Here is a 25,277-nt window from a genome sequence, read left to right as displayed (position 1 = left end):
CCGTGGTAATCGCCGCACCGCAATCGCGTGTGAGCATGCTACGAAATCGCTTACCTCCGAAAGGAATCCGGCCACGTGCGGCAGTTCTATCGAGCAGTGCTCCTGGACGACGACCACCGGCTGATCGGCTATGTGGAGCCGGACACCCAGCTCGAGGAACACGCCCGGATCGGCAATCACGCCGTTCAGGGCATCGAACGGCTGCTGAGCACACCCGCGCGCGTGGTGTGGGCGCGGCAGCGGCTCGGCCGCGAAAATCTGTACGCCACCGCCGGTTCGGTAGCGCCGCTGATCCCGCCGGAACACGGCTGCACCGGCCGCTACATCGTCAACCACGATCAACTCGGGTACGTGGACAAGGCGACCGTGCGGGAGAACGCGCTGCGCCGCCGCCTGCATCCGCTGCCGATCCTCACCGCCGAGGGCGGCGCCGACCTGCACGCACTGGCGGGCAAGTGGGCGCACGACCGGATCTCGGTGGGCGACAACGTGCCCGAGGGGTTCGAGCTGTGGAAGTTCGATGTAGCCGAACTTCACCAGTTTCAGTAAATAGTAGGCAACCCGCCGGCGACACGCGGCATCTCGACCGTGTCGTCCATTGCTTGCGCGCGCACCTCCGCCAGCTTGTCGAGGAAGGCCTCTGCGGAACCGAACCTGGCCGCAACCTGCGCTAACAGTTGTTCAGCTGGTTTCATGAAGTCCATACCGCTCAGCATGACCGGTCGGATGACCAACAGCGATGCCGTTAGCGCATAATTTGCCGAAATGTCTTGCGCGCGCAAGCGCGACCCGGTTTCTGCTACCGGATGGAAACGTCTGATTCGATCAGGCGCGGCGGATCGGCTGCCAGGTCTGGGTCGCGTCGGTGGTGAGGAAGAGACCGACGAGGCGGTAGACCTCGGCGGGCTTTTCGACGACGAGCAGATGCGAGGCGCCGGGGACGACGGCGAGTTCGGAATCCGGGATCGCGCGGTAAAGGGCGATGGTGTGCTCCAGGCTCATCGCGTCGTCGTCCGCGGCGATCACCAGGGTCCGGCTGCCGATGCCCGCGAGTTCCTCGACGGCCATGGTCGGTTCTTCGCGCGCCATCCGCAGGAGCTTCGCGGCGACCACGGCGAAATGCTCCTCGCCGTCCGGCGACACCTCGCCGTAGCGAGCGGCCAAGCGCCGCATCGGTTCCTCGTGACCGAAGCCGTCGAGCACGCCGGGCAGGATGCCGTCACGGTGGAAATTTCCGCTGATCGAGACGAGCTTGCCGACCAGGTCCGGCCGGCGCATCGCGACCAGCAGTGCGACGATCGCGCCGTCGCTGTACCCGACGAGGTGCGCGGGCCCGCCGACCACCTGGTCGAGGAACGCGATGGTGTCCTGTGCCATCAGGTCGTAGGAGATCGGCCCCTCGACGTCGGGCGTGCGGCCGTGTCCGCGGCGATCCATCCGGAAGACGCGGAAGTGCTCGGCCAGTCCGGCGACGGCGGGCTCGAACGAGCGCGAATCCACGAAGCCGCCGTGCAGCAGCAATACCGGTTCACCGTCGCCGGTTTCGTCATACCAAGTCCGGACCTCGCCGAGCTGTACCTCTGATGCCATCCGTCGATCATGCTCGATTCAAGATCAACAGCGCTAGTCGCCGTGCGCTTCGGCCTCGGCCAGGCCTTTCAGCGTCAGCAGTTGCTTGCGCATCATGACCAGGTCGCCGATGGCGAGCAGATGTCCGAGTGCCCGTGGCGCCTTCATCCGCGCCCGGACGACCAGACGAGTACCGGCGCCCTCCGGATGAACGGCGTAGGTGACGGCGACTCTCCCGGTGAAGAGCGTGATGTGCCGATTCGGTTCGAAGGAGGCCAGGTCGAACAGATCCATGAAGCGTTGCCCCGCTTCGAGTTCGGTGAGCCGGGGGTCGCGATGGCGCGGACTGCGGCGGCCCCAGTGATCGAGGAGGTCGTAACTGTAGGGCGCTACCCGCAATTGGCACAGCCAGGCGTAGACCAAGCCGTCCGGGGCATCGATGCTGATCGCCCGATCCACTTGCAGCCCATCGGGTTTCAACTCATCACACGGCATCGAGCCGGCACACTCGGCCGCGGTCGAGCCCCAGACCAGTCCGGTGATCATACCGCCGCGGCTATCTGGCGGAGCAGCCGGCGCACCACGAGCTTGTGCCCGCCGCTGCCGATGACCAGGGCACGGTAGATCTTGCCGTGCAGCCCAGGGAAATTCGCCCAGGATTCGGCGCGCACGCGGGTCCGGCTCGCGCCTTCGTCATCCAGCTCGAAGACCAGGGCGTACTCCGAGAACCAGTGCCGGCCTTTCAGCGCCAGCCGAGCGGGGGCATCCGCGGCGTCGAGCACGAAACCGCCCGGCACGGTGGACGGATCATTCGGGTCTTTGCAGATAACTTTCAGCAGTGCTTTCCAGGCCCGGTCGCGATTCGCGTCGATCGATCTGGCATGCTCATCAATGTAGGACAAACGCTCCATATAGAAGGAACGTACTAGTACATGGCACCTCCCCGCAAGCACGACACCGACGTGATCCTCGACGCAGCGCGCGCCCTGGTACTCGCCGACGGACCGCGCGCGGCCAGCGTGGCGGCGATCGCCGAGGCCAGTGGCGCGCCGGTCGGCACGCTCTATCACCGCTTCGGTAACCGCAACGGCGTGCTGACCGCCGCCTGGCTGCGCGCGCTCGAACGGTTCCAGAGCGGAGTGCTGACCGCCGCCGATGACCCAGACCCGGTCGAGGCCGGCGTCGCGATGGTGCGCGCCGCGCTGCTCTTCGGTCGCGAATTCCCCGACGACGCAAGGCTGCTGCTCAACGTCCGCTTCCGCGATCTACTCGACGGCGGCCCCGACGACGACTTCCGCACCCGCCTGGCCACCATGAACGAACCGCTGATCGCACACCTCCGCCGCCTCGCCACCGCCCTCTTCGGCCGCGCCGGCAAACGCGAAGTCGACGCCATCAGCCGAGTAGTCGTAGACCTCCCCTACGCCACCCTCCGCCGCCACGCCCCCACCCTCCCCACCTGGCTCGACACCGATCTCCCCGAAGCCGCCCGCACCCTCCTGACCTCCTACCGCACCCCCACCCCCTAACCAGAACACCCCCAACCTCACACCCCCCGCCGGACACCGAACGGGACTGCATGGAGCCAACACCCGCGATTCCACGCAACCATGTCCCTCTCGCCGCACAACCAGCCATCGCACGGGACCTCACGGAGCCAACACTCGCAATTCGGCACCACCATGTCCCAATCGGCACACGAACCGGCCGGCCAGCCGGAGGCCCGGATCATATGCGGGCGTGACTCGTATTTCCCGGCCATATCCCCTGGCGCGCAGCCAGTCATCGAACGGGACCATACGGAGCCATCAGTCACAAATCGGCGCAACCAAGTCCCACTCAGCGCACAGCCGGACGTCAAACGGAACCTCACGGAGCCAACACCCACGAATCGGCACCACCATGTCCCGATCTGCGCGTAGGCAAGCCCGATTGGTCGCCGAACCGGATCACACGCCGACGTGACACGTATTCCGCGCAGCTATGCCCCGTTCGGCGCACGGCTGACCGCCGGACGGGACCTCATGGAGGCGTCACTCGCGATTTGGCAGCGCTATGTCCCGCTCGGCGCGTAGCCAGTGGCCGGGCGGGACTTGACTGGGGTGCGTCCGGGGCTCGTTAAGTGCGCTGTCGGTGGGATGTGGCGGGGACGTCACTCGTGGTTGGGCGGGGCAGGTTAGGCGGGTTCGGTGACGAGGGTGGGGGTTAGTTCGGTTAGGTCGGTGATGACGTGGGTGGCGAGAGCCAGGGCGTCGGGGGCGGGTGGATATTCGGGGCGGGGGGCGGCGATGACGCGCATGCCGGCGGCGTGGGCGGAGCGCATGCCGTTGCTCGAATCCTCTACTGCGGCACAGTCGGTGGGGCGCTGACGGAGGAAGGCGGCGACCGCGACGTAGACGTCGGGGGCGGGCTTGCCGCGGTCGACCTCCTCGGTCGAGAAGGTGACGTTGAAGAATTCGATCAGGCCGGTGCGGCCGAGGACCACGTCGATCAGCGCCCGCGGCGAGGAGCTGGCCACGCCGAGCGGCCACTGCTCGCTCATCCGTTGCACCGCGTCGATCGCGCCGGGCAGCAGCGGAACCTCGTGGTCGTAATGCGCGGCCATCCGCTCGATCACGTCGCGCGCCACCGTCTCCGGCGCGGCGTCGACGCCGAGGTCGGTGCTCAGATACTCCGACCATTCGCGGGTGCTCATGCCCATCAACCGCTGCTGCGCGTCGGGCAGCCACTGCCCGCCCCGCTCGGCCACGTAGTCGCGGCGTACCTGTTCCCACACCGGCTCGGAGTCGATCAGTACGCCGTCCATGTCGAAGACAACCGCCGTAATACTCATCTACCCAAAGCCTTTCGCCGCCGAGCCGGTCAGTGCGCCGCGTGGTGGCCGGTCATCGAGTCCACGCCGCCACCCGTTCTGGTTCCTCCCTGAGTAACCACGATCGATGATCGCGAACCAGCCTAGGCCACCCGGAAGGATTCCCACCCCACTCGCCGGTCCGTCCGGCCGCCCACGAAGTGAGCACTCGGCGGGCAACCTATAACGTGTTCTGCATGGACGAACAACAGGCCGGTGACTCGCTGCCCAGCAAGGAGCACCACGAGGGCGCGTTCCGGCCGATGAGCGAGCTGATCAACGCACACGAGCAGAGTGTCGACATCACCCGCGGCGGACCGCACTACGGCGAATTCATCGAGCAGGTGCGCGGGCTGATGGATCGCGTGCGCCTGTCCTCCCCCTCCGACGAACTGGCGGTGGAGACGATCGGCCTGCTCAAGCAGCTGAACGACAAGCTGGACGCCGCGAAGGTGGACGAGTGGTCCACGCCGAACTGGACCAGGCACGATCTGCCCGGCCGGGGCAACATCACGCTGCCGCCGTTCGTGTTCGATCATGTCGGCCGCGACGGCGTCGACGCCCGCATCACCTTCCGCACCTTCCACCTCGGCGGCAACAACGCCGCGCACGGTGGCGTCATCGCGATCGGCTTCGACGACATCCTCGGCATGGCCGCGGCGGTCTACGCCGGCGAAGTGACCCGAACCGCGTCGCTCACCGTCGACTACCGATCGATCACTCCGTTGCACACCGAACTGAAGGTGCGCGCCTGGGCCGAACGTCGCGAGGGCCGCAAGATCTACGTCCGGGCGACCCTGCATGATGGCGACCGACTGTGTGCCGAGGCCAACGCGCTCTTCATCGTGCTCAAGCCGGGCCAGCCGTAGCTCGTCGAGCCACTCCGGATTTGCGCGCTCTGCATCTGCGCACGAGATGCCTCTCCGGCCAACCTGTTTCGCGATCGAGCCCGCGGCGCGACCGAAGTCGCCCCGCGGGCTCGATTACTGCACCCTCTGCACGCCTGCACGAATTGCCATGCGCGGCAACCGCGATCAGCGCCCCGGGAAGTGCGCCTCCCGATACTCCGCGAACCGCTCGTCGACCTGATCCGCAGTAAGACCGAAGTCCGCAAGCGTGTAGCGATGCGCGGGACGTGCCGCCCCGGAGGTACTTTCCGCGTGCAGCGCCGTCATCGAAGACGTCGCCTCCTCGGTCAACGGCAGATCGAAGTGCCGGTAGATCGATTCGACCGTCCCGATCGGATCCGCGACGAAGTCGTCATAGTCGACATCGCAGAACTGAGCGGCATTGTGCCGCTTGCGGTCCGCCAGGAACCGATCCGCGCCCCGCGCCCACAGATCCAATTGCGCACCGCCGACCACCGGCCCGCGGAACTTGTCCGACCAGCCGGCCGACGCCTGCTCGTTGAGACTGCACACCGAGGCGATGATGGTGCGCGGATCGCGATGCATCTGGATGACGAGCGCGTCCGGATACACCTCGAAAATGGCATCGAGTGCGAATAAATGACTGGGGTTCTTCAACACCCAGCGCCGCCCGGCGTCCGGCAGGCCGATCAGTTGCAGGTTGCGCCGGTGCCGGCGATAGGCGTCGGTCCAGTCCTGCTCGCGCAGCCACTCGGAGTAGGTCGGCAGATACCCGAGGCACTCGTAGGACACCGACATCGCCGACTGCCGCAGCAGCTGCCAGCACTCCTCCACCTGGTCGGCGGAAATATGGTGCACCCCCATGAATTCGGGATGCTCCACATGATGCTGCTCGAACGCCGCCTCGATCCGCTGATATACCGGGTTGCTCGCCCAGGTCTCCCGCGGTGGCCGCGGCTGCGGCATCTCGGTGAGCCACATCTCCAGACCCTGGTGCGCCGGATCGGCATTGAGCAGCCGGTGCACCGCGGTCGTGCCCGAGCGCGGCAGGCCGGTCACGAAGATCGGCCGTTCGATCGCCACCTCGGCGTGTTCCGGAAAGCGTTGCCACGCGGCCTCGCTGAGCAGCCGGGCGATCAGGGCCCCGCGCAGGAACGCACGATTCACCTTGTTGCCGAACGGCGTCAGCTCCGCGTCCTTGGCATAGGACTCGAGCAGCACCTCGAGCCCGGCGCGGTAGTCGTCGGCACCGAAATCGGCCAGCCCGACGACCTTGGTCGCCGACGCGTGCAGATCATCGATGGTCCCGACATCGTCCCTACCGATCAACGTTCATCTCCTCAGTTGTGGTGCGAGACAGTCGCACCCGATCAGTGGTGGTATTCGCCGCCGTTGACGTCCAGGCACGCGCCGGTGATCGCGCGCGCCATCGGCGAGGCGAAGAACACGACCGCGTCGGCGATCTCGTCGGGCTCGGGCAGCTTGCGCAGATCGATGGTCTTCGCCGTCTCGGCGTAGACCTCGTCGGCGGTGATGCCGCGCTGTTCGGCGAGGAAGTTGAAGTACCACTTCAGGTTGTCGGCCCAGATGTAGCCGGGGGCAATGGTATTCACCCGGATCCCGCGCGGGCCGAGCTCGGTGGCCAGGCTCTGGGCCAGGGCGAGCAGGCTGGCCTTGGCCATCTTGTAGGGGCCGAAGGTGCGCCGGGAGTGCCGCAGCACCGCCGAGTTGATCATCACCACGGAGCCGTTGGACTCGTCCAGCGCGGGGATGAACAGCCGGGTCAACCGCAGCGCCGCCAGCACATTGGTCTCGAATCCGGCGCGCACCTGATCGAGGTCGACGTCGGCGAGATCGGTGATCGGCGGAATCGCGAAGGCGTTGTTGACCAGGGTGTCGACCCGGCCGAACGCGCTCTGCGCGGCCTCGACCAGATGGACGGCGGCGGCCTCGTCGTTGATGTCGGTCGGCACCACCACCGCGCGCCGGCCGAGCTCGGTGATTTCCTTGGCCACCTCGGTGAGCCGCGATTCGGTGCGCGAGGCGAGCACCACGTCGGCGCCCGCCTTGGCGCTCTGCACCGCGATGGCGCGACCGAGTCCGGGGCCGACCCCGGAGACCACAACAACCTTGTCCTGCAGCAACATCAGCCGAGCATCCTTTCCGCGACGGCAGCCTGCCGTACCGCGATTCGTGCGCGCCATTGTTCCGGCGTGACGCTCGCCTGATCGTGGAACGGAAGTCGCTGGGCCAGTTCGCCGACCGGCACCACCTCGACCGTCGGGCCGTCTTCGGGCTTCATGTCGCGGGCCAGGCGCTGCCAGCGGAACTGGAGATACCCGCGATCGTGCCCGGTGCGTTCGATCCAGTTGGCCAGTCCCGGATTTCGCTCGCTGACCACGAGCCGGATCATGCCGTCGGGGTCCACGTGCGCCTGGTCGGCGGTGAGGCTGGTCTGGTGGTTGATGTAGTCCAGCGACAGGTACCACATGCTGCCGAGCTGGAAACCCTGGTACGGCGCATCGGATTTCGGCACCGTGATGATCATCGCCTGATCGTCGGTCAGCTCGTAGTGCCCGGCCGAGGAGAACTGGGTGGTGAGACCGCCCGGCGTGGAACGGGGTTCGGTCATCGTGTTCACCGGCAGGTTCAGATAGAACCAGCCCGGGAAGGCCAGGAAGGTCTGCAACCGGGAGATGAGCATCTTGCCCGCGACGCCGTACCGCTTGGTCAGCAGGTCCTTGGTCAGCGGCGGCGGTGCGTCGCCGACGCGGTCGACCCGCGCGATCCGGATGGTGCCGGGCTTCTCGGTGGCCCAGTCGCTGTAGACCTCGCGGACCACCAGCATTGCCGAGTCCGCCGCGAGATGCACGTAACCCGGGCGCGATTCGCCGGGCCCGAGCCGGAGTTCGTAGGACCCGTCCGGCCCGATTTCCAGCGAACGGTCGTCGAATGCGGTCTGGCTGTCCGGCACGTCCACCGGCGAGTAGTTGCCGTTGAGCACCTGGAAGCTCAGATCCCGTGTGGTGCCGCGTTTTCCGGTGACCACGTATTCCGCGTCCGGGCGCACATAGGAGTGGAAGTACAGGGTGTCCGGGTTGTCCAGGCCCATCTTGGTGTACGGCCCGGTGGACTGGACGAAGAACGGGAAGTCCCGCTCGTAGGCCCACGCCATCTGTAAGGCCGCGCGAATGCTGCCCGCCAGGTAGTCGTAGCCCTCGACGAGGTCCTGTTCGGTGCGGATGTGCGCCGCCTCGGTGATGATCTGCTCGGCGGCGGCGATGGCGTCCGCGAACGGCTGTGTCAGCAAAAGGTCTCCATTGAATCGCGGTGTTCCAAATACGTACCACTCTGGTACATTTCGTCTGAGGCAAGATTAGAACGTGTTCTAGGAGTGGTCAATGGTCGCCCGTAGATCCGCACCGACCGTGCGGGTGGTTCAGGTATTGGATTTCCTGGTCGAGCAGCGCGGCAAGCGCTACGGCCTGTCCGAGCTGGCCCGCGCCCTCGACCTGGCGAAACCCACCTGCCTCGGCATTCTCACCGAGCTCACCGCGGGCGGTTACCTGGTGCGCGACGCCGATACGCTCACCTACGGCCTCGGTCCGGCCCTCATCGCCGCGGGCCGAGTGGCCCAGGACAGCTTCGCGATTTCCGCGCTCGCCCGCGCCGAGCTGGAGAAACTCACCGCGCGCTACCGCACGACCTGTACCGCGTCGGCCGTGGTCGGCGAGCAGATCATGGTCCTGGAAAGCACCGGGCCCGGCCTGGTCAAGGTCGGCGCGGCCTATCATTTCGCGCCGCCGGTCGGACTGATGTACGTGCTGTGGGACACCGACGCGGCGTTCGACGCCTGGCTGGCCAAGCCGGCGACGGTGCCGTTGCAGCAGGACGAGGCGCGGTTGCGGCAGATCGTCGCCGAGTGCCGCGAGCGCGGTTACCTGGTCGAGAGCCTGACCGCCGCGGGCCGCAGGCTGTACTCGATGCTGGCCGGGTTCGCCGCCCGCGACCTGCCCGACGACCTGCGCGAACTGGTCGGCGAGCTGGTCACCAGCCTCGGCGAGCGGGTGTACCTCGGCACGGATCTGCGCCCGCGCAAGGAACATCCCGTCAGCCTGCTGGCCGCGCCGACCTACGGCGGCGACGGCAGGCAGAACATGGTGCTGACCATGTACGTCGGCAAGTCCATCACGGGCGCCGAAATCGACCGGCGCGGAACGGCTCTGGTCGCCGCCGCGGACGCCGTGACCACCGCTTCGGGTGGTAATCGACCGGCGCAGCAGTCATCCTGGAGTTGACCCCCGCGGTCTTCCGCCGATTCCGGTACGGCACGACCTGTTGCCAACAATCGAAACGTGTTCTAGTTTTGCGGTGTGAGCCAGTACGCAAAGTCGACGGCGAGCACCTACGAGCTGCCTCATCTGGACGCGCTCGAGGCCGAGTCGGCACATATTTTCCGAGAAGTCGCGGCAACCTTCGAGCGTCCGGTGTTGCTGTTCTCCGGCGGCAAGGACTCGGTGGTGATGCTGCACCTGGCGGCCAAGGCCTTCTGGCCCGCGCCGCTGCCGTTTCCGGTGCTGCACATCGACACCGGGCACAACTTCGATGAGGTGATCGCCTTCCGCGACGAGACCGTCGCGCGGTTCGGGCTGCGACTGGTGGTCGGCAGCGTGCAGGACGACATCGACGCGGGCCGGGTCGTCGAGGAAACCGGTCCGCGCACCTCGCGGAACCGATTGCAGACCACCACGCTGCTGCGCTCGATCCACGAGGGCAGTTTCGACGCGGTGTTCGGCGGCGCGCGCCGGGACGAGGAGAAGGCGCGCGCCAAGGAGCGCGTCTTCAGCTTCCGCGACGAATACGGCCAGTGGGATCCGCGCAGCCAGCGGCCCGAACTGTGGAACCTCTACAACGGCAGACACCGTGCGGGGGAACACATTCGGGTGTTCCCGCTGTCCAACTGGACCGAGTTCGACATCTGGACCTACATCGCCGCCGAGGGCATCGACCTGCCGCCGCTCTACTACGCGCACCGCCGCCCGGTGGTGCAGCGCGACGGAATGCTGTTGGCGCACACGCGCTTTCTGGAATTGCTCGACGGCGAGGAACCGCACGAGACGACGGTGCGGTTCCGCACGGTCGGCGACGCCACCTGCACCGGCTGCGTGGAGTCGACCGCGGCCACCCCCGCCGAGGTGGTCACCGAGGTGGCCGCGGCCCGGGTCACCGAGCGGGGCGCGACCCGCGCCGACGACCGAATCTCGGAGGCGGGCATGGAAGATCGCAAACGAGAGGGCTACTTCTGATGACCGCAACCCTGCTGCGTCTCGCCACGGCGGGCAGCGTCGACGACGGCAAGTCCACCCTCATCGGGCGCCTGCTCTTCGATTCCAAGACGATCTTCACCGACCAGCTCGCCGCGGTGGAGCGGACCAGCCGCGACCGCGGCGACGACTACCCGAACCTGGCTCTGCTCACCGACGGCCTGCGCGCCGAGCGCGAACAGGGCATCACCATCGACGTGGCGCATCGCTATTTCGCCACGCCCCGGCGGAAATTCATCATCGCCGACACCCCGGGCCACATCCAGTACACCCGGAACATGGTGACCGGCGCGTCCACCGCCGACTTGGCGCTGATCCTGGTCGACGCCCGCAAGGGCGTGGTGGAGCAGACCCGCAGGCACGCGTTCCTGGCCAGCCTGCTCGGCATCCCGCACCTGGTGCTGTGCGTGAACAAGATGGACCTGGTCGACTGGTCGCAGGCGCGGTTCGAGGAGATCCGCACCGAATTCGCCCAGTTCGCTTCGAAACTCGACATCTTCGACCTGACCTTCGTGCCGATGTCCGCGCTGGACGGCGAGAACATCGTGCACCGCGGCGCGAGCATGCCGTGGTACGAGGGCACTCCCCTGCTGCACCATCTCGAAGAGGTGCACATCGCCTCGGACCGCAACCTGATCGACGCGCGGTTCCCGGTGCAGTACGTAACCCGCAGCCACGCCCAGGATTTCCGGGGTTACGCGGGCACCGTGGTCGGCGGGGTGTTCAAGCCCGGCGACGAAGTGGCCGTGCTGCCTTCGGGATTCACCACGACCGTCGAGGCGATCTGGGGTCCGGGCGGCAAGCCGGTCGCGGAAGCCTTTCCGCCGCAGGCGGTCACCATGCAGCTGGCCGATCACCTCGACGTGTCCCGCGGTGACCTGATCTGCCGGCCGAACAACCGGCCCACCGCGGGACGCGATCTCGACGCGATGGTCTGCTGGTTCGCCGACGAAACCCAGCTCACGCCGGGTTCGACCTACACCATCCGGCACACCACCCGCACCGCCACCGTGGAGGTGCGGACCCTGGACTACCGGCTCGACGTCAACACCCTGCACCGGGACGAGAACGCGGAATCGTTGTCGCTCAACGAGATCGGCCGCGTCCAGCTGCGCACCCGGCAGCCGCTGCTGTTCGATCCGTATCGGCGCAACCGGTTCACCGGCAGCTTCATCCTGGTCGACGACACCACCAACAACACCGTCGGCGCGGGCATGATCACCGGCCCGAGCCTGCCGTCCTCGCGGGTGGTCTGGCATTCCACCGCGGTCGGCCGGGACGAGCGCGCGACCCGCGGCCTCACCGTCTGGCTCACCGGGCTCTCCGGCTCCGGAAAGTCCACCGTCGCGGTGGAACTCGAACGCCGCCTGGTCGCGGCGGGGCGTCCGGCCTTCCTGCTCGACGGCGACAACCTGCGCCACGGTCTCAACGCCGACCTCGGCTTCAGCGCCGAGGACCGGGTCGAGAACGTCCGCCGCGTCGGCGAAGTCGCCCGCCTGTTCGCCGAAGCCGGTGTGGTGGCGGTGGTTTCGCTGATCAGCCCGTACCAGGCCGACCGCGATCGCGTTCGCGCGGCACACCTGGAGGCAGGCATCCCGTTCGTCGAGGTCTTCGTGGACACTCCCCTGGAGATCTGCGAATCCCGCGACCCGAAGGGCATGTACGCCAAGGCCCGGGCCGGCGAGATCCGCGGCTTCACCGGCATCGACGACCCGTACGAGGCGCCCACCGAGCCCGAACTCGTCCTGCGTCCCGATCACGGTGATCCGGCAGCGATGGCGGCCACCATCCTCGCCCGGCTCTCCGGTCTCGAATAGTCCCAGGCAATCGAAGGGGCAGGCAGCGAATGGCTGCCTGCCCCTTCGGCTTTCGCGCTCAGATCAGCGTGCGGAAGAACTCGCGCACGTCACCGGCGAACAGGTCGGGCACCTCGAGGGCGGGAAAGTGACCGCCGGAGTAGAACTCCGACCAGTACGTGATGTTGTGCGCCCGCTCGGCGAACCGGCGGATGGCATAGTCGCCGTCCTTGAACACCGCGACCCCGGTCGGCACCGTGCCCTTCGGCTGCGGCGCGAACAAGCTCGCGTCGTGGAACCGCTCGTAGTAGAAGTTCGCCACGCTGCGCGCGGTGGCGGTGAACCAGTACACGCTGACGTTGGCCAGCAGCCGGTCCTTGCCGATCGCCTGCTCGGGCAGGTCGTTCGCCTGGTCGACCCATTCCTTGTACTTCTCCACGATCCAGCCGAGCTGCCCGGCCGGCGAATCGGCCACCAGCTGCGCGATGGTGTGGGGCCGGGAACCCTTCAGGTTCATGTAGGCCGCGCCGTCGTCCTGGAAGTTCTTCCGCCGGGCCAGCCGCTGCCGCTCGGCCTCGGTCAGCGCGGCCAGGTCGGCCGGGTCGCCCGTCGGGAAAATGACCAGCGCGTTCACGTGCACGCCGAGCACATGGCCGGCGTCCACCCGGCCGAGCTTCGGGGCGATGAACGCGCCGTGGTCGCCGCCTTGCACGCCGTAGCGGTCGTAGTCGAGCCGCACCATCAGCTCGGCCAGCGCGGCCGCGACCCGGCCGTCGTCCCAGCCCGCCTCGGTGATCGGCCCGGAGAAGCCGTGCCCCGGCAGCGACGGGATGACCAGATGGAACGCGGGCGCGTCGGGTGCGCCGTGCGCCTTCGGATCGGTGAGCGGACCGATCACATCGAGAAAGTCGATCACCGAGCTCGGCCAGCCGTGCAGCAGGAGCAGCGGGGTGGCGTCCGCCTCGGCCGAGCGGATGTGCAGGAAGTGCACGTTCTGCCCGTCGATGGTGGTGCTGAACTGCGGGTACGCGTTCAGTTCCGCCTCGGTGGCGCGCCAGTCGAATTTCTCCGCCCAGTAGCCGGCGAGTTCCTTCAGATACGCGGCCGGCACCCCGCGCTCCCAGCCGGTGCCCGGCAGGTCGTCGATCCAGCGCGTGCGGGCCAGCCGGTCGCGCAGGTCGTCGAGGTCGGCCTGCGGGATCTCGATGCGGAAGGGGCGGATCTCGTTGTTCGTCATGGGATAAATACTTCGGGTAACGAGGGGGGTGGCGAATCACGAGAATTCGTTATTTCCGGCGGCCGGCGCCCGGACTGGCATAAGCCGCCCGGCCCGGGCATGATCGCGGCGTGGTGCGCCTTCCCATCTGTGCCGCCTTCGTCGGGCGGGCCGCCGAACTGTCCGCACTGCGGGAGGCCTACCAGGATCCCGAAGTGCACACCGTGCTCATCGCCGGGGAGGCCGGGCTGGGCAAGTCCCGCCTCGTCGCCGAGTTCCGGACGCGGCTCAGCGCGGACACGGTGGTGCTGACCGGTCGGTGCCCCGAGTTCGGCAGCGACGGTGTGCCGTTCGCGCCGTTCGTGTCGGTCATGCGGGCGCTCGTACGACAGCTCGGCGTGGCCGAGCTGATCACGCTGCTACCGGTGAATCGTCCGGCGTTGGCGCGGTGGCTGCCGGAGCTCGCGGCGCGGGCGGGTTCGGCGGCGGCGGAGTCCGATCGGATTCGGCTGTTCGGCGAGATCCTCACCGTGCTGGAACAGCTCGCCGTGCGGCAGCCGGTGGTCGTCGTGCTGGAGGATCTGCACCGGGCCGACGATTCCAGCCGCGAGCTGCTCGCGTTCCTGCTGGCCAACGCGGCGCAACGCGATCTGCTGCTGGTCGGCACCTATCGCCCGGCGGATGCCGCGGCGATGCGCAAGCTGGTCGCGGGTCTGCGCCGCGATCCCGGTGTGCGACTGATCTTTCCGGATCCGCTGACCCGGCACGAGGTCGGCAGGCAACTCGCCGCGCTGTCCGGCCGCGAGCCGGAGCCCGGAACTGTGTCGCGAATCTTCGCGCGAAGCAATGGAATTCCGCTGTTCGTCGAGGCGCTCAGCACCGCGCCGGACCGCCCCGGCGAGCTGTCGGAGCTGCTCCTCGGGTTGCACGCCGGCCTGCCGCCGGCGGCCGAGGCGCTGCTGCGGCTGGCCGCCGTCGCGGGGTCGCCGGTGCCGCACGCCTTGCTGGAGTCGGCGACCGAGCTGGACCCGGACGGGCTGCGTCGCGCGCTCCGTCAGCTGATCGATCAGCAGGTGCTGACCGCGCACGACACCGGATACGAGTTCCGGCACCTACTGATTCGCGACGCGGTCTACGACCACCTGCTGCCGATCGAACGAAAGCACCTGCACGCCAAGCTGTCCCGCGCATTAGCGGCGGACCGCGACCCGTCCGGCGCGGGTCAGCTCGCCTATCACGCACACGCCGCCGGTGAGCTGCCGCTGGCGCTCGAGGCATCGTGGACCGCCGCGTCGAACGCGGAAAGCGCAGGCGAGCCTGCCGAACGGCTGCATCACCTCGATCGCGTGCTCGAACTCTGGGATCAGGCGCCGGAGGCGAGGCAGGTCGCCGGCGACCGGCTCGAAATACTCGAGCAGATCGTCGAAGCCTGCTACCAGGGCGTCATCATCGAACGCGGCATCGAGGCGGCCGACGAGGCGCTGCGTCTGGTGGACACCGCCGGCGCACCGCAGCGCGCGGCCCGGCTGTTCTACCACCGGGCCGGTCTGAAGAACCAGAGCAGCCGCGGATCCGACGACGATCTCCGCCGCGCCCTCGAGCTCCTGCCCGCACACCCACCGGCCGAGCTACGCGGCCAGGTACTCGCCGAACTGGCCGCCGCCCAAGCCTTCACCGGCGACCTGGCCGCGGCCGAGCGCAATGCGCTGGCCGCCGTCGAGGTGGCCGAACAGCTCGGCGCGGAGTCGCTCGCCGCCCGCGCCTATGCCTACCTCGGCCTGGCCACCGCCGCTCGATCCGATACCGCCGTCGCCTATTTCGGCAAGGCGCGCGCCGCCGCGACGGCCGCCGCGGACCCGCAGGCACTGCTCTCCGTGGCGCTGTGGGAGTCGACCGTACTGATCGCCACGGGTTCGCACGTCGCGGCCATCGCGACGATCCAGCAGGGCTTGCGCGCGGCCCACGAGACGTTCCGCTTCGCCGAGGCCGGTCCCATCCTGCTGGTCAAATGGGCGCAGGCGCTGACCGCGCTCGGCCGCTGGCCGGAGGCGCTCGACCGGATCGACGAATCACTGACCGATCAGCTGCCGCCGCTGAGCCGGGCCGCGCTGCTGCTCTCGCACGCCAGAATCGTCATCGCGCAGGGTGATTCGACTGCGGCGAACACCAGCGCCGAAACCGCCGCCGGCCTGCTGAGCGACGGGCCGTGGGCCCGGCAGTATCAGCTCCGGTTACAGACCGTCCGATGCACCGTCGCCCTCGTTCTCGGCCAGGCCCAGCGCGCGGCACAGATCTGCGCGGAGACGCTGACGGCCGACGATCTCGCCGCCTACCACCACGAGGTGTGGCCGCTGCTCGCCCTCGCGGCCGGAATACCCGATCTGCCAACGGATCTCGACGGCATCGCCGAAGCCCTGCCGACGACCACCCCGGTCGACGCCGCGCACCGCGCCGTCTTCACCGCCACCCGCGGGCCGACGCCCACCGCGTGGCACGCGGCGGTATCCGCTTGGCGCGCACTGCATCAGCCCTACGAACTGGCCGCCGCCCTCCTCGGCTGCGCCGAAGCCGAACTGGCCGTGGGCAATCGGCCGGTCGCCCAGACCGCGCTGCGCGAAGTCGCCGACCTCGCCGCCGATCTGGGCGCCACTCCCCTGGCCACGACGGCCCACCGCATCGCCGAGCGCGCCGGACTCGCACTCACCGACCGTGCACCCGAACCGGCCACCGCGCGCCCCACGACGTTCGGCCTCACCCCGCGCGAACTCGGCGTCTTACGCCTTGTCGCACAGGGACTGAGCAACCGGCAGATCGCCGCCGAGCTCTTCATCAGCGGCAACACCGCAGGCGTGCACGTCTCCCGCATCCTCACCAAGCTGGGCGTCGCCTCGCGCACCGAGGCGGCGGCCGCCGCGCACGCCCATCACCTGCTGGATGCCGAGGATAAATGAGCGCTCCGGTCATGTCCTATCGAGCGGGACGGTCATTGGCGGCGCTCTCCGGACGGGCTTAACCTCGGGTCACCGATCCGGACGGGTGGGGTTCGGCCGTGGCCGCATGCCCTCGTCGAGGACGACAGAGAGCGGAGACATGGGACCACTGCACGGAGTGAAAGTCATCGAGATCGCCAGTCTCGCGCCCGGCCCGTTCGGCGCGATGATCCTGGCCGATCTCGGCGCGGAGGTGCTGCGCGTCGACCGCGGCGGCGCACCCGGCGCGGGCATCGTGTCGCCGGCCGGTCCGCTGGATCGCGGAAAGCACTGCATCACACTGGATCTCAAGCAGCCCGCCGATCGGGAGACGCTGCTCGCGCTCACCGATCACGCGGACGTGCTCATCGAGGGGTTCCGGCCCGGCGTCGCCGAACGCCTCGGCTTCGGTCCGGCCGATCTCGCGGCGCGCAACCCGCGCCTGGTCTACGGCCGGATGACCGGCTGGGGCCAAGAGGGTCCGCTGGCGCGCACCGCGGGCCACGACATCGACTACATCGCGATCTCCGGCGCGCTCGGCCTGGTCGGCCGGGCCGGCGAACCGCCGGTGCCGCCCGCGAACATGCTCGGCGACTTCGCCGGCGGCGGCCTGCTGCTTGCGCTCGGCGTGCTCGGCGCACTCTACGAGCGCGAACGTTCCGGCAAGGGCCAGGTGGTCGACGCGGCCATGGTGGACGGTTCCGCGCTGTTCACCGCCTCCATGCACGGCCTGCACCACCTCGGCCTGTGGAACTTCCCGCGTGGGGAGAACATGCTCGACGGCGGTGCGCCGTTCTACGACACCTATGAGTGCGCCGACGGCCGATTCCTCGCGGTCGGCTGCGTGGAGATCCCGTTCTACAACCAGATGCTCGCCCTCCTCGGCATCGACGACCCCGACCTGCCGTTCCAGCTGGACAAGAACGGCTGGCCGCGGCTGAAAGAGGTGCTCGGCGCCAAGTTCAAGGAGCGCACCCGCGACGAATGGGCCGAGGTCTTCGCCGGCTCCGATGCCTGCGTCGCCCCGGTGCTGAGCCCGTGGGAGGCCCACGAACACCCGCACAACCAGGCCCGCAACGCCTTCATCGAGGTCGACGGCGTGCTCCAGCCCGCACCCGCCCCGCGCTTCGACCGCACCCCGATCGATACCCCGGCCCCGCTCTCGTCGGATCCGGAACAGGTGCGAAAGCTGCTGTCCGGCTGGGGCGTTCAGGCCGAGCAGATCGATCGCGTCACCGGCTGAGCCGACTTCGAGGCGCAGCCGCTGCCCATGCACTACGTTGGTCCGTGCGCGGGGAGCGGCTGCTGCGCTGCCGACCGTAAGATACAGTGGTTGGCACATGTCTCGAAAGGACGGCTGATGCGTTCCACGCTGCTTTCCCGGCGCGATCTCGACTTCCTGCTGTACGAGTGGTTGAACGTCGAGCAGCTCATCAAACGCGAGCGCTACGCCGATCATTCGCGCGAGACCTTCGACGCGATGCTCGAGCTCAGCGAGCAGCTGGCCACCAAATACTTCGCACCGCACAACAAGCTCAACGACGCGAACGAGCCGACCTTCGACGGCGAGCGGGTCACCATCATCCCCGAGGTGGCCACCGCGCTCGCCGCCTTCGCCAAGGCCGGACTGCCGTCCGCGGCAATGGATTACGAGCTCGGCGGCGCGCAGCTGCCGGTCACCGTCGCGCAGGCGAGCTACGCCTGGTTCCAGGCGGCCAACCCCGGCACCTCCGGCTACTCGTTCCTCACCGTGGCGAACGCGAATCTGCTGCTGACCCATACCGGTCCGGAGTTCACCGACCGGTTCGTCCGCCCGATGCTCGACGGCCGGTTCTTCGGCACCATGTGCCTGTCCGAACCGCAGGCCGGCTCTTCGCTGGCGGACATCGTCACCCGGGCCGAACCTCAGGACGACGGCACCTACCGGCTGTTCGGCACGAAGATGTGGATCTCCGGCGGCGACCACGAGCTCGGCGAGAACATCGTGCACCTGGTGCTGGCGAAGATCCCCGGCGGTCCGGCGGGCACCAAGGGCATTTCGCTGTTCGTCGTGCCGCGATTCCTGGTCGAGGACGACGGCACGGTCGGCGAACGCAACGACGTCGCGCTGGCCGGGCTCAATCACAAGATGGGCTTCCGCGGCACGGTGAACACCGTGCTCAACTTCGGCGAGGGCCGCTGGACGCCGAACGGGGCCGCGGGCGCGGTCGGCTACCTGGTCGGCGAGCCGCATCGCGGGCTCAGCTACATGTTCCACATGATGAACGAGGCGCGGATCGGCGTCGGCATGGTCGCCTCGGCGCTCGGCTACACCGGCTACCTCGAATCCCTGGACTACGCCCGCACCCGCGCGCAGGGCCGGGCGAAGCTGCCCGCGGATCCCACCGCACCGCAGCGGCCGATCATCGAGCACGCCGACGTCAAGCGAATGCTGTTGGCGCAGAAGTCATATACCGAGGGCGCGCTGGCGCTGGTGCTCTACTGCGCGCGGCTGGTCGACGAGCAGCAGACCGCCGAGTCGGCGGAGGAGAAGAAGGCACTCACGCTGCTGCTCGACATCCTCACCCCGATCGCCAAGAGCTGGCCGTCGCAGTGGTGCCTGGAGGCGAACAACCTCGCCATCCAGGTGCTCGGCGGTTACGGCTACACCCGGGAATACAACGTCGAGCAGCACTACCGGGACAACCGGCTCAACCCGATCCACGAGGGCACCCACGGCATCCAGGGCCTGGACCTACTGGGGCGCAAGGTAACCCAGCAGGGCGGGGCGAGCCTGCTCGCCCTCAACGAGCGGGTGCAGGGCACGGTGGTCGCGGCGCGCGCCGCCGGCGGCGAGGCGGCCGAGCTTGCCGCGCAACTGGATTCGTCCTGGCAGCGCCTGGTCGAGGTGACCGCGGGCCTGTTCGCCACCGGCGACTTCGAGGCGGCGCTGGCGAACAGCTCGGTCTACCTGGAGGCGTTCGGCCATATCGTGCTGGCCTGGATCTGGCTCGAGCAGCTGCTGGCCGCCGAGGGGCACGCCGGCGATTTCTACGACGGCAAGCGGCACGCGGCCCGGTATTTCTACCGCTTCGAATTGCCCAAGACGACACCGGCATTGGACCTGCTCGCCCGCCTCGACACCACTACCCTGGAAATGCGCGACGCCTGGTTCTGATTCGGTACATACCTCGAAGGATGTACCATTTTCCGATGACCACCCCGAGCCAGCGAACCACCCGCCCGCCAGGCCGACCGGCGTCGGCGACCCGGGAGGAGGTTGTCGACCTCGCGCGGCAGGCGTTCCTGGCCGGTGAGCGGGTGGACATCCAGGCGATCGCGGCGCAGCTCGGGCTCAGCCGCGCCTCGGTCTACCGCTGGTTCGGCTCGCGCGAGGGCGTGCTCGGCACGGTGCTGGCCGGCGAGTTCGCCGCGCTGCTCACCCGCGCCGACGCCAAGCGGCGCTCCACCGGGGCCCGGCGCATCCTGGACGTGCTGTACCGGGTCAATCGCTGGATGACCGACAACGTGCCGTTCCGGCGGTACTTCGAGAACGAGCCCCTGGCCGGGCTACGGATTCTCACCGCGAGCGACGGGCCGGTGCAGCCGCTGGTGGTGACCACGGTGCGCGAACTCATCGCCCGCGCCGAACGCGAGGACGGCTATCGGCCGCCGGTCGAACCGGACCTGCTGGCCTACACCCTGGTCCGGCTGGGCGAGGCCTTCCTGTACAACGATAATGTCGCAGGCATCCGAGGGGATGTCGACCGGCTGCACGAGGTGCAGGCCGCACTGCTCGGCATCCCCGAGGCGATCACGAGACCTCCCACCGGAAGCTGACATGTCGGACTCATTGCTGCACAAGCGTTTTCCAGACCTCGCCGACACCCTGCCGTATCTGCGCCTCGGCACCGCGCCGACGCCGATCCGCCGCTTGGACGTCGGCACCGGAGCCGCCCTGTGGTGCAAGGACGACAGCGGTTACGGCGACGGCGGCTGGGGCGGCAACAAGGTCCGCAAGCTGGAATGGCTGCTGCCCGAGGCACATCGGCGCGGCGCCCGGGCCATCCTCACCGTCGGCGGCACCGGCACCAACTGGGGGCTCGCCACCGCGCTGTACGGGCGCGATCAGGGCATCTCCACCATCCTCACGCTGGTCGACCAGCCGATGGACGATCACGTCCGGGCCCAGCTGCGGCGGTTGGAGAAGTCCGGCGCGGCAGTGCATCTCACGCACACGAAGCGCCGGACCATGGTCACGGCGCCGTGGCTCTTCCTGCGGAACAAGATCGGCCGCGAACGGCCGTACTTTCTGCCGGTGGGCGGTTCGTCGCCGCTCGGTGCGCTCGGATATGTCGAGGGCGCGCTCGAATTGGCCGATCAGGTCGCCGCGGGCGTGCTACCCGAACCCAGTCACCTCGTCACCGCGGTCGGGTCCGGCGGCACCGCAGCAGGTTTGGCGCTCGGGCTGCGGCTGGCCGGATTGACTACCCGGGTCGTCGGCGTCGTCGTCAACGACTCGCTCCCCCTCGACGCACCCCACATCGTCCGGCTGGCCGCGCGGGCGGAACGGCTGTTGCGTTCGCGCGGTGCGCAATTCGCGCCCACCGGGCTGAGCGTGGACGACCTCACCATCACCACCGACTGGCTCGGCCCCGGTTACGGCCACGCGACGCCCGCCGCGCGCGAGGCGCAGTCCCTCGCGGCACAGGACGGACTCCAGCTCGAAACCGTTTACACCGCCAAAGCATTGGCAGCCCTCCTGCACCTCGACACCGCCGACACCTTCGGCGCGGGCCCGGTGCTGTTCCTCAATACCTACGGTCCGCGGTAACTCGCCGCATTCGAATCGGCATGATCCGAATCCGGTCGCGCACCGCCGAGGTGGCGTAATAGCCTGTCGATCCGACATTTCGCCAGGTCGGGGCCGGGTAGTGACGGCGCAATAACATCCCCTGATTCCCGGCCGCCCCGACGCCGGGATCCCGGCCGCAGATTCCGCACTATCGTCGCTATCCATGCAGGTCAGCGACAGAAAGGCGGCAGAAGTTGCGGCCGAACCCCCACCGGTGCGGCGGCTGCGCGCCGATCAGGCGCGACGCGTCGCCGATCTGCTCCGGCACCAACTGCACGCCGGCGCATTCGACGACGGACTGCCCAGCGAACAGCAGCTCGCGGCGGAGTTCGAGGCGTCCCGCAATACGGTGCGCGAGGCCCTCGCACTGCTGAAGGACGAGGGGCTGATCGACCGGGCGCCCAAGGTCGGTACCCGGGTCGCGACCCGCAAGTACGATCACGGCCTCGACGCGCTGCTCGGCCTCCAGGAGACGTTCAAGGACCACGGCACCGTGCGCAACGAGGTCCGGGTCGCCATGCACGTCACCGCCCCGGCCGCGGTCGCGCGCCGCTTGCACCTCGCGCCGGGCGAGCGCGTGGTCTATCTCGAACGGCTGCGCTACCTCGCGGACATGCCGCTCAGCCTCGACCTCACTTACCTGGCGCCCGACATCGGCACCGAACTGCTCGGCCACGACCTGGAGCACACCGATATCTTCGTGCTGCTCGAACAGATCAGCGGCCACTCCCTCGGGCACGCCGACCTCGCACTGGAGGCGGTGCCCGCGGACCCGCACACCGCCTCCACGCTCGACATCCCAGGCGGCGCACCGCTGCTGATGCTCGAACGGCTGACCCATCTCGACGACGGCCGCCCGGTCGACCTCGAGTACATCCGCATGCGCGGCGACCGAATCACCATGCGCGGCAGCCTGACCCGCAGTACCCCCGAATGGAAGGTCCTCTAGATGGCACTCGTGAACCAGCGCACCGATATTCCGGTGACCATCGACGAATCGCTCTGCATCCAGGGCTGCACGCTGTGCGTCGAGATCTGCCCGCTCGACTCGCTGGCCATCAATCCGGACAACGGCAAGGCCTTCATGCACGTGGACGAGTGCTGGTACTGCGGCCCGTGCGCCGCCCGCTGTCCCACCGGCGCCGTCACCGTCAACATGCCCTACCTGCTCCGCTGATCTGGAAGTCTGATGAAAGTACGCCTCGTTCCCGTCCTGCTCGCCGCCGCGCTCACCCTGGCGGGCTGCTCCCTCGAGAGTTCGAACGACACCCCGGCCGGGACCGTGAAGGTCGTCGTCGGTTACCAATCCAAGACCATCAATACCGTCACCGCCGGGACGCTGCTCAAAGCGCAGGGGTACCTGGAGCAGCGGCTGAAGCAGATCACCGATCGCGGCGGCGCCAAGTATCAGGTCGAGTGGCAGGACTACGACACCGGTGCGCCGATCACCGCGCAGATGGTGGCGGAGAAGATCGATATCGGGTCGATGGGCGATTATCCGTTGCTGATCAACGGGTCTCGGACGCAGGCCAACGAGCGAGCGAAGACCGCGCTGGTTTCGGTGACGGGGTACAACCCCAAGGGTGCGCTCAACATGGTTGTCGTGCCGCCGGATTCGACCACGACGAGCATCAATGAGCTGGCCGGGCAGAAGGTTTCGGCCAGTGTCGGATCCGCTGGGCACGGCACGCTGGTGCAGGCGCTCACCCGGGCGGGCATCGATGCGGGCAAGGGCGTCGAGGTGCTGAACCAGCAGCCGCAGATCGGCGCGACCGCGTTGGAATCGCATCAGGTGCAGGCGCTTTCGCAGTTCGTCGCGTGGCCGGGGTTGCTGGTGTTCCAGAACAAGGCCAAGTTGCTGTACGACGGTGCGGAACTCGGCGTGCCGACATTCCATGGAGTCGTCGCGCGGCGGGCGTATACGGCCGAACATCCGGAGGTGTTGCAGGCGTTCCTGGCCGCGCAGCTCGATGCGACGGCGTTTCAGCGGGACCAGCCGTTCGAGGCCGCGAAGATCGTCGCGGAGGGATCGGGGCTGCCGCAGGAGGTCGTCTACCTCTACAACGGGCCGGGCGGAACGTCGTTCGACACCACGCTCAAGCCGAGTTTGATCGACGCGTTGAAAGGTGATGTGCCGTATCTGAAGTCGATCGGCGACTTCGCCGAGTTGGATATCGACGGGTTCGTCGACAGTGGGCCGCTGCGGCAGGCGTTCGCGGCGGACGGTCGCGCGGACTACGACAAGTCGGTGGCGTCGACGGCGAATCCGAGTCCGGTCAGTGGCAGTGATCCGATCTGCGGCCGGGCCGTGACGGATTCGGCGCGGGCCGGTGAGGTGTGGATCGACGGGGCGGACCGGCCGCAGCCGGCCGCCGATGCCGGGTGCCTGTTGCGGGCGGTGCAGGCCGCCAAGGCGCAGGGCAAGGTCGTCCGGGCCGCGTATATCCCCGACGCCGAGCTGGGCACGCGGTGGTTCGCCGACAAGTCGAGCTGGGTGCGCGACGGTGCGGTGTTCCTGCCGTTCACGACTCCGGCTGCGGCACAGCGGTATCGGCAGGCGCATCCGGGCGCGGTGAACGTGTCGTATGACCAGGCCGTCACGGAAGTTCGCCAATGACGACCGAGGTTTCGACGAAGGTTGCGACCAGCGACGTCGTTTCGGTTCTTCCGGCAACGGGTGAGTTGGTGCCGACCGGCGGTAATGGCAAGCAGCGCAAGGGACTCTGGCAGTCCCGTCTGATCCGGGTGGCTTCGGTCGCCGCCGCCGTAGGTCTGTGGCAACTGCTCACCGTCAACAATGTCCGGGCCGGACTCCGGTTCGACACGCTGCCCACGGTCACCGAGATCATCGCCGAATTCGGCAAGCATCTGGGATCGGATCAGTACTACCTGGACATCGCCCAATCGCTGATCCGGATCGTCACCGGGTTCGGGCTCGCCGCGGTGGTCGGCGTGCTCGCCGGCATCGGGCTCGGCCGATCCCGGCTGCTTGCCGATGTTTTCGGCCCGCTCACCGAGCTGGCGCGACCCATTCCGGCGATCGCGCTGGTGCCGGTGGCGATCCTGATGTTCCCGAGCGACGAGTCCGGCATGGTGTTCATCACCTTCACCGCGTCGGTGTTCCCGGTGCTGGTCAGTACCCGCCACGCGGTGCGCGCGCTACCGACCGTCTGGGCGGACGCGGTGCGGACGCTGGGTGCCTCGCGCCTCGGTGTGCTTGTGCGCGTGGTGTTTCCGGGGATCCTGCCCGGTGTGTTCAGCGGACTGTCGGTGGGCATGGGCGTCGCCTGGATCTGTCTCATCTCGGCGGAGATGATCTCGGGCCGGCTCGGCGTCGGTTACCGCACCTGGCAGGCCTACACCATCGTCGACTATCCGGCGGTGTTCGTCGGCATGATCACCATCGGCATCCTCGGCTTCGGCACCTCGGGGATCGTCGAGCTGGCCGGTCGCCGGATCACCCGCTGGCTCCCCAGAGAGGTGTCCGAATGACCACCACGGTATCGCTCGACACGACCGGAATGCGGTTGCGGCTCAACGGTGTCCGGATCTCCTACGGTGACCGGGCCGTCATCGACCGGCTCGATCTCGACGTCGCGCCCGGCGAAATCCTGGTCCTGGTCGGCAAATCCGGTTGCGGGAAGTCCACCGTGCTGCGCGCGCTCGCCGGATTGCGGACGCCGCAGGGCGGTACGGTGCTGGCCGACGACGCGATCGTCACCGGACCGTCGGCCGACCGCGCCCTGGTCTTCCAGGACGACGCGCTGCTGCCGTGGCGCACCGTCCGCCAGAACATCGAACTGCCGTTGCGCCTGCGCGGCCTGCCGCGCGGCAAACGCAAAGAGCGGG

Annotated in this window: 25 protein-coding genes; 16 read left to right on the top strand and 9 right to left on the bottom strand. The window is 68.3% G+C overall.

Translation table 11 applies throughout. The features are described from left to right. Positions 1-75 precede the first annotated feature (75 nt). Positions 76-549: a hypothetical protein gene (locus F3087_RS38630; RefSeq protein ID WP_150407118.1), complete on the top strand. Its 474-nt coding sequence runs from the start codon at positions 76-78 to the stop codon at positions 547-549. Here F3087_RS38630 and F3087_RS46240 read toward each other — a convergent pair. From F3087_RS46240 to F3087_RS38615, 4 genes are all read right to left on the bottom strand, one after another. Next, on the bottom strand, positions 543-704 hold the full coding sequence (locus F3087_RS46240) for a hypothetical protein (RefSeq protein ID WP_191094349.1): 162 nt from the start codon (positions 702-704) through the stop codon (positions 543-545). The two genes, F3087_RS38630 and F3087_RS46240, sit on opposite strands and share 7 nt — an antisense overlap. Before the next feature lie 121 nt (positions 705-825). Continuing rightward, positions 826-1,590, bottom strand: coding sequence for an alpha/beta fold hydrolase (locus F3087_RS38625; RefSeq protein ID WP_150407117.1), 765 nt, complete (start codon positions 1,588-1,590; stop codon positions 826-828). Between the two features lie 33 nt (positions 1,591-1,623). Then, a complete protein-coding gene (locus F3087_RS38620; RefSeq protein WP_150407116.1) occupies positions 1,624-2,115 on the bottom strand; it encodes an SRPBCC family protein in 492 nt (163 codons plus the stop codon). Next, complete coding sequence (locus tag F3087_RS38615; RefSeq protein WP_150407115.1) at positions 2,112-2,480, bottom strand: hypothetical protein; 369 nt, start codon at positions 2,478-2,480, stop codon at positions 2,112-2,114. The genes F3087_RS38620 and F3087_RS38615 overlap by 4 nt, the downstream gene beginning before the upstream one ends. Positions 2,481-2,501: 21 nt before the next feature. Between F3087_RS38615 and F3087_RS38610 the strand changes: the two genes are divergently transcribed. Further along, the gene (locus F3087_RS38610) at positions 2,502-3,098 is read left to right on the top strand and encodes a TetR/AcrR family transcriptional regulator (RefSeq protein ID WP_150407114.1); all 597 of its coding nucleotides are present in this window, start codon (positions 2,502-2,504) and stop codon (positions 3,096-3,098) included. 647 nt (positions 3,099-3,745) lie between these two features. Here the strand turns inward: F3087_RS38610 and F3087_RS38605 are convergent. Further along, a complete protein-coding gene (locus F3087_RS38605) occupies positions 3,746-4,402 on the bottom strand; it encodes an HAD family hydrolase (protein ID WP_150407113.1) in 657 nt (218 codons plus the stop codon). A 215-nt stretch (positions 4,403-4,617) separates the two neighbouring features. Here F3087_RS38605 and F3087_RS38600 point away from each other — a divergent pair, with 215 nt between their 5' ends. After that, positions 4,618-5,289 (top strand): PaaI family thioesterase, encoded by a 672-nt coding sequence (locus F3087_RS38600; protein WP_150407112.1) that lies wholly within the window; start codon positions 4,618-4,620, stop codon positions 5,287-5,289. Between the two features lie 165 nt (positions 5,290-5,454). On the opposite strand, the gene F3087_RS38595 is transcribed toward F3087_RS38600, so the two are convergent. From F3087_RS38595 to F3087_RS38585, 3 genes are read right to left on the bottom strand one after another with little or no spacing between them, the layout of a single operon-like run. Next, complete coding sequence (locus F3087_RS38595) at positions 5,455-6,618, bottom strand: sulfotransferase family protein (RefSeq protein ID WP_150407111.1); 1,164 nt, start codon at positions 6,616-6,618, stop codon at positions 5,455-5,457. A 41-nt stretch (positions 6,619-6,659) separates the two neighbouring features. After that, complete coding sequence (locus F3087_RS38590) at positions 6,660-7,436, bottom strand: SDR family oxidoreductase (RefSeq protein ID WP_150407110.1); 777 nt, start codon at positions 7,434-7,436, stop codon at positions 6,660-6,662. Next, on the bottom strand, positions 7,436-8,599 hold the full coding sequence (locus tag F3087_RS38585; RefSeq protein ID WP_150407109.1) for a hypothetical protein: 1,164 nt from the start codon (positions 8,597-8,599) through the stop codon (positions 7,436-7,438). The genes F3087_RS38590 and F3087_RS38585 overlap by 1 nt, the downstream gene beginning before the upstream one ends. 91 nt (positions 8,600-8,690) lie before the next feature. On the opposite strand from F3087_RS38585, the gene F3087_RS38580 reads away from it, so the two are divergent. The 3 genes from F3087_RS38580 to cysC all read left to right on the top strand — a co-directional run bounded on the left by F3087_RS38580 (position 8,691) and on the right by cysC (position 12,430). Next, positions 8,691-9,587: a helix-turn-helix domain-containing protein gene (locus tag F3087_RS38580; protein ID WP_150407108.1), complete on the top strand. Its 897-nt coding sequence runs from the start codon at positions 8,691-8,693 to the stop codon at positions 9,585-9,587. 75 nt (positions 9,588-9,662) lie between these two features. Beyond that, the gene (gene cysD / locus F3087_RS38575; RefSeq protein WP_150407107.1) at positions 9,663-10,595 is read left to right on the top strand and encodes a sulfate adenylyltransferase subunit CysD; all 933 of its coding nucleotides are present in this window, start codon (positions 9,663-9,665) and stop codon (positions 10,593-10,595) included. Next, positions 10,595-12,430: an adenylyl-sulfate kinase gene (gene cysC / locus F3087_RS38570; RefSeq protein ID WP_150407106.1), complete on the top strand. Its 1,836-nt coding sequence runs from the start codon at positions 10,595-10,597 to the stop codon at positions 12,428-12,430. The genes cysD and cysC overlap by 1 nt, the downstream gene beginning before the upstream one ends. Before the next feature lie 58 nt (positions 12,431-12,488). Here cysC and F3087_RS38565 read toward each other — a convergent pair whose 3' ends face one another. Next, on the bottom strand, positions 12,489-13,646 hold the full coding sequence (locus tag F3087_RS38565; protein ID WP_150407105.1) for an epoxide hydrolase family protein: 1,158 nt from the start codon (positions 13,644-13,646) through the stop codon (positions 12,489-12,491). A 110-nt stretch (positions 13,647-13,756) separates the two neighbouring features. Here F3087_RS38565 and F3087_RS38560 point away from each other — a divergent pair, with 110 nt between their 5' ends. From F3087_RS38560 to F3087_RS38515, 10 genes are all read left to right on the top strand, one after another. Beyond that, a complete protein-coding gene (locus F3087_RS38560; protein WP_150407104.1) occupies positions 13,757-16,576 on the top strand; it encodes a helix-turn-helix transcriptional regulator in 2,820 nt (939 codons plus the stop codon). Positions 16,577-16,715: 139 nt separating this feature from the next. Next, positions 16,716-17,837 (top strand): CaiB/BaiF CoA transferase family protein, encoded by a 1,122-nt coding sequence (locus F3087_RS38555; protein WP_150407103.1) that lies wholly within the window; start codon positions 16,716-16,718, stop codon positions 17,835-17,837. A gap of 117 nt (positions 17,838-17,954) precedes the next feature. Next, complete coding sequence (locus F3087_RS38550; protein ID WP_150407102.1) at positions 17,955-19,751, top strand: acyl-CoA dehydrogenase; 1,797 nt, start codon at positions 17,955-17,957, stop codon at positions 19,749-19,751. Positions 19,752-19,786: 35 nt separating this feature from the next. After that, positions 19,787-20,413, top strand: a complete 627-nt coding sequence (locus F3087_RS38545) for a QsdR family transcriptional regulator (protein WP_223885677.1) — start codon at positions 19,787-19,789, stop codon at positions 20,411-20,413. A 1-nt stretch (position 20,414) separates the two neighbouring features. Next, entirely contained in the window at positions 20,415-21,407 is a 993-nt protein-coding gene (locus tag F3087_RS38540; RefSeq protein ID WP_150407100.1) for a 1-aminocyclopropane-1-carboxylate deaminase/D-cysteine desulfhydrase, read from the top strand. 184 nt (positions 21,408-21,591) lie between these two features. Then, entirely contained in the window at positions 21,592-22,377 is a 786-nt protein-coding gene (locus tag F3087_RS38535; RefSeq protein WP_150407099.1) for a GntR family transcriptional regulator, read from the top strand. Then, positions 22,378-22,605, top strand: a complete 228-nt coding sequence (locus tag F3087_RS38530) for a 4Fe-4S dicluster domain-containing protein (RefSeq protein ID WP_014984269.1) — start codon at positions 22,378-22,380, stop codon at positions 22,603-22,605. A gap of 12 nt (positions 22,606-22,617) precedes the next feature. Continuing rightward, positions 22,618-24,045, top strand: coding sequence for an ABC transporter substrate-binding protein (locus F3087_RS38525; RefSeq protein ID WP_150407098.1), 1,428 nt, complete (start codon positions 22,618-22,620; stop codon positions 24,043-24,045). Beyond that, positions 24,042-24,920 (top strand): ABC transporter permease, encoded by an 879-nt coding sequence (locus tag F3087_RS38520; RefSeq protein WP_150407097.1) that lies wholly within the window; start codon positions 24,042-24,044, stop codon positions 24,918-24,920. The genes F3087_RS38525 and F3087_RS38520 overlap by 4 nt, the downstream gene beginning before the upstream one ends. Continuing rightward, positions 24,917-25,277 (top strand): ATP-binding cassette domain-containing protein (locus F3087_RS38515; RefSeq protein ID WP_150407096.1); only part of this gene is annotated, 361 nt, incomplete at its 3' end. The genes F3087_RS38520 and F3087_RS38515, both read left to right, overlap by 4 nt.

Source organism: Nocardia colli (assembly GCF_008704205.1).
Taxonomy (GTDB): domain Bacteria; phylum Actinomycetota; class Actinomycetes; order Mycobacteriales; family Mycobacteriaceae; genus Nocardia; species Nocardia colli.
Note: the sequence above shows the minus strand (reverse complement) of the source record. Positions and strands in the feature narration are given on the sequence as shown.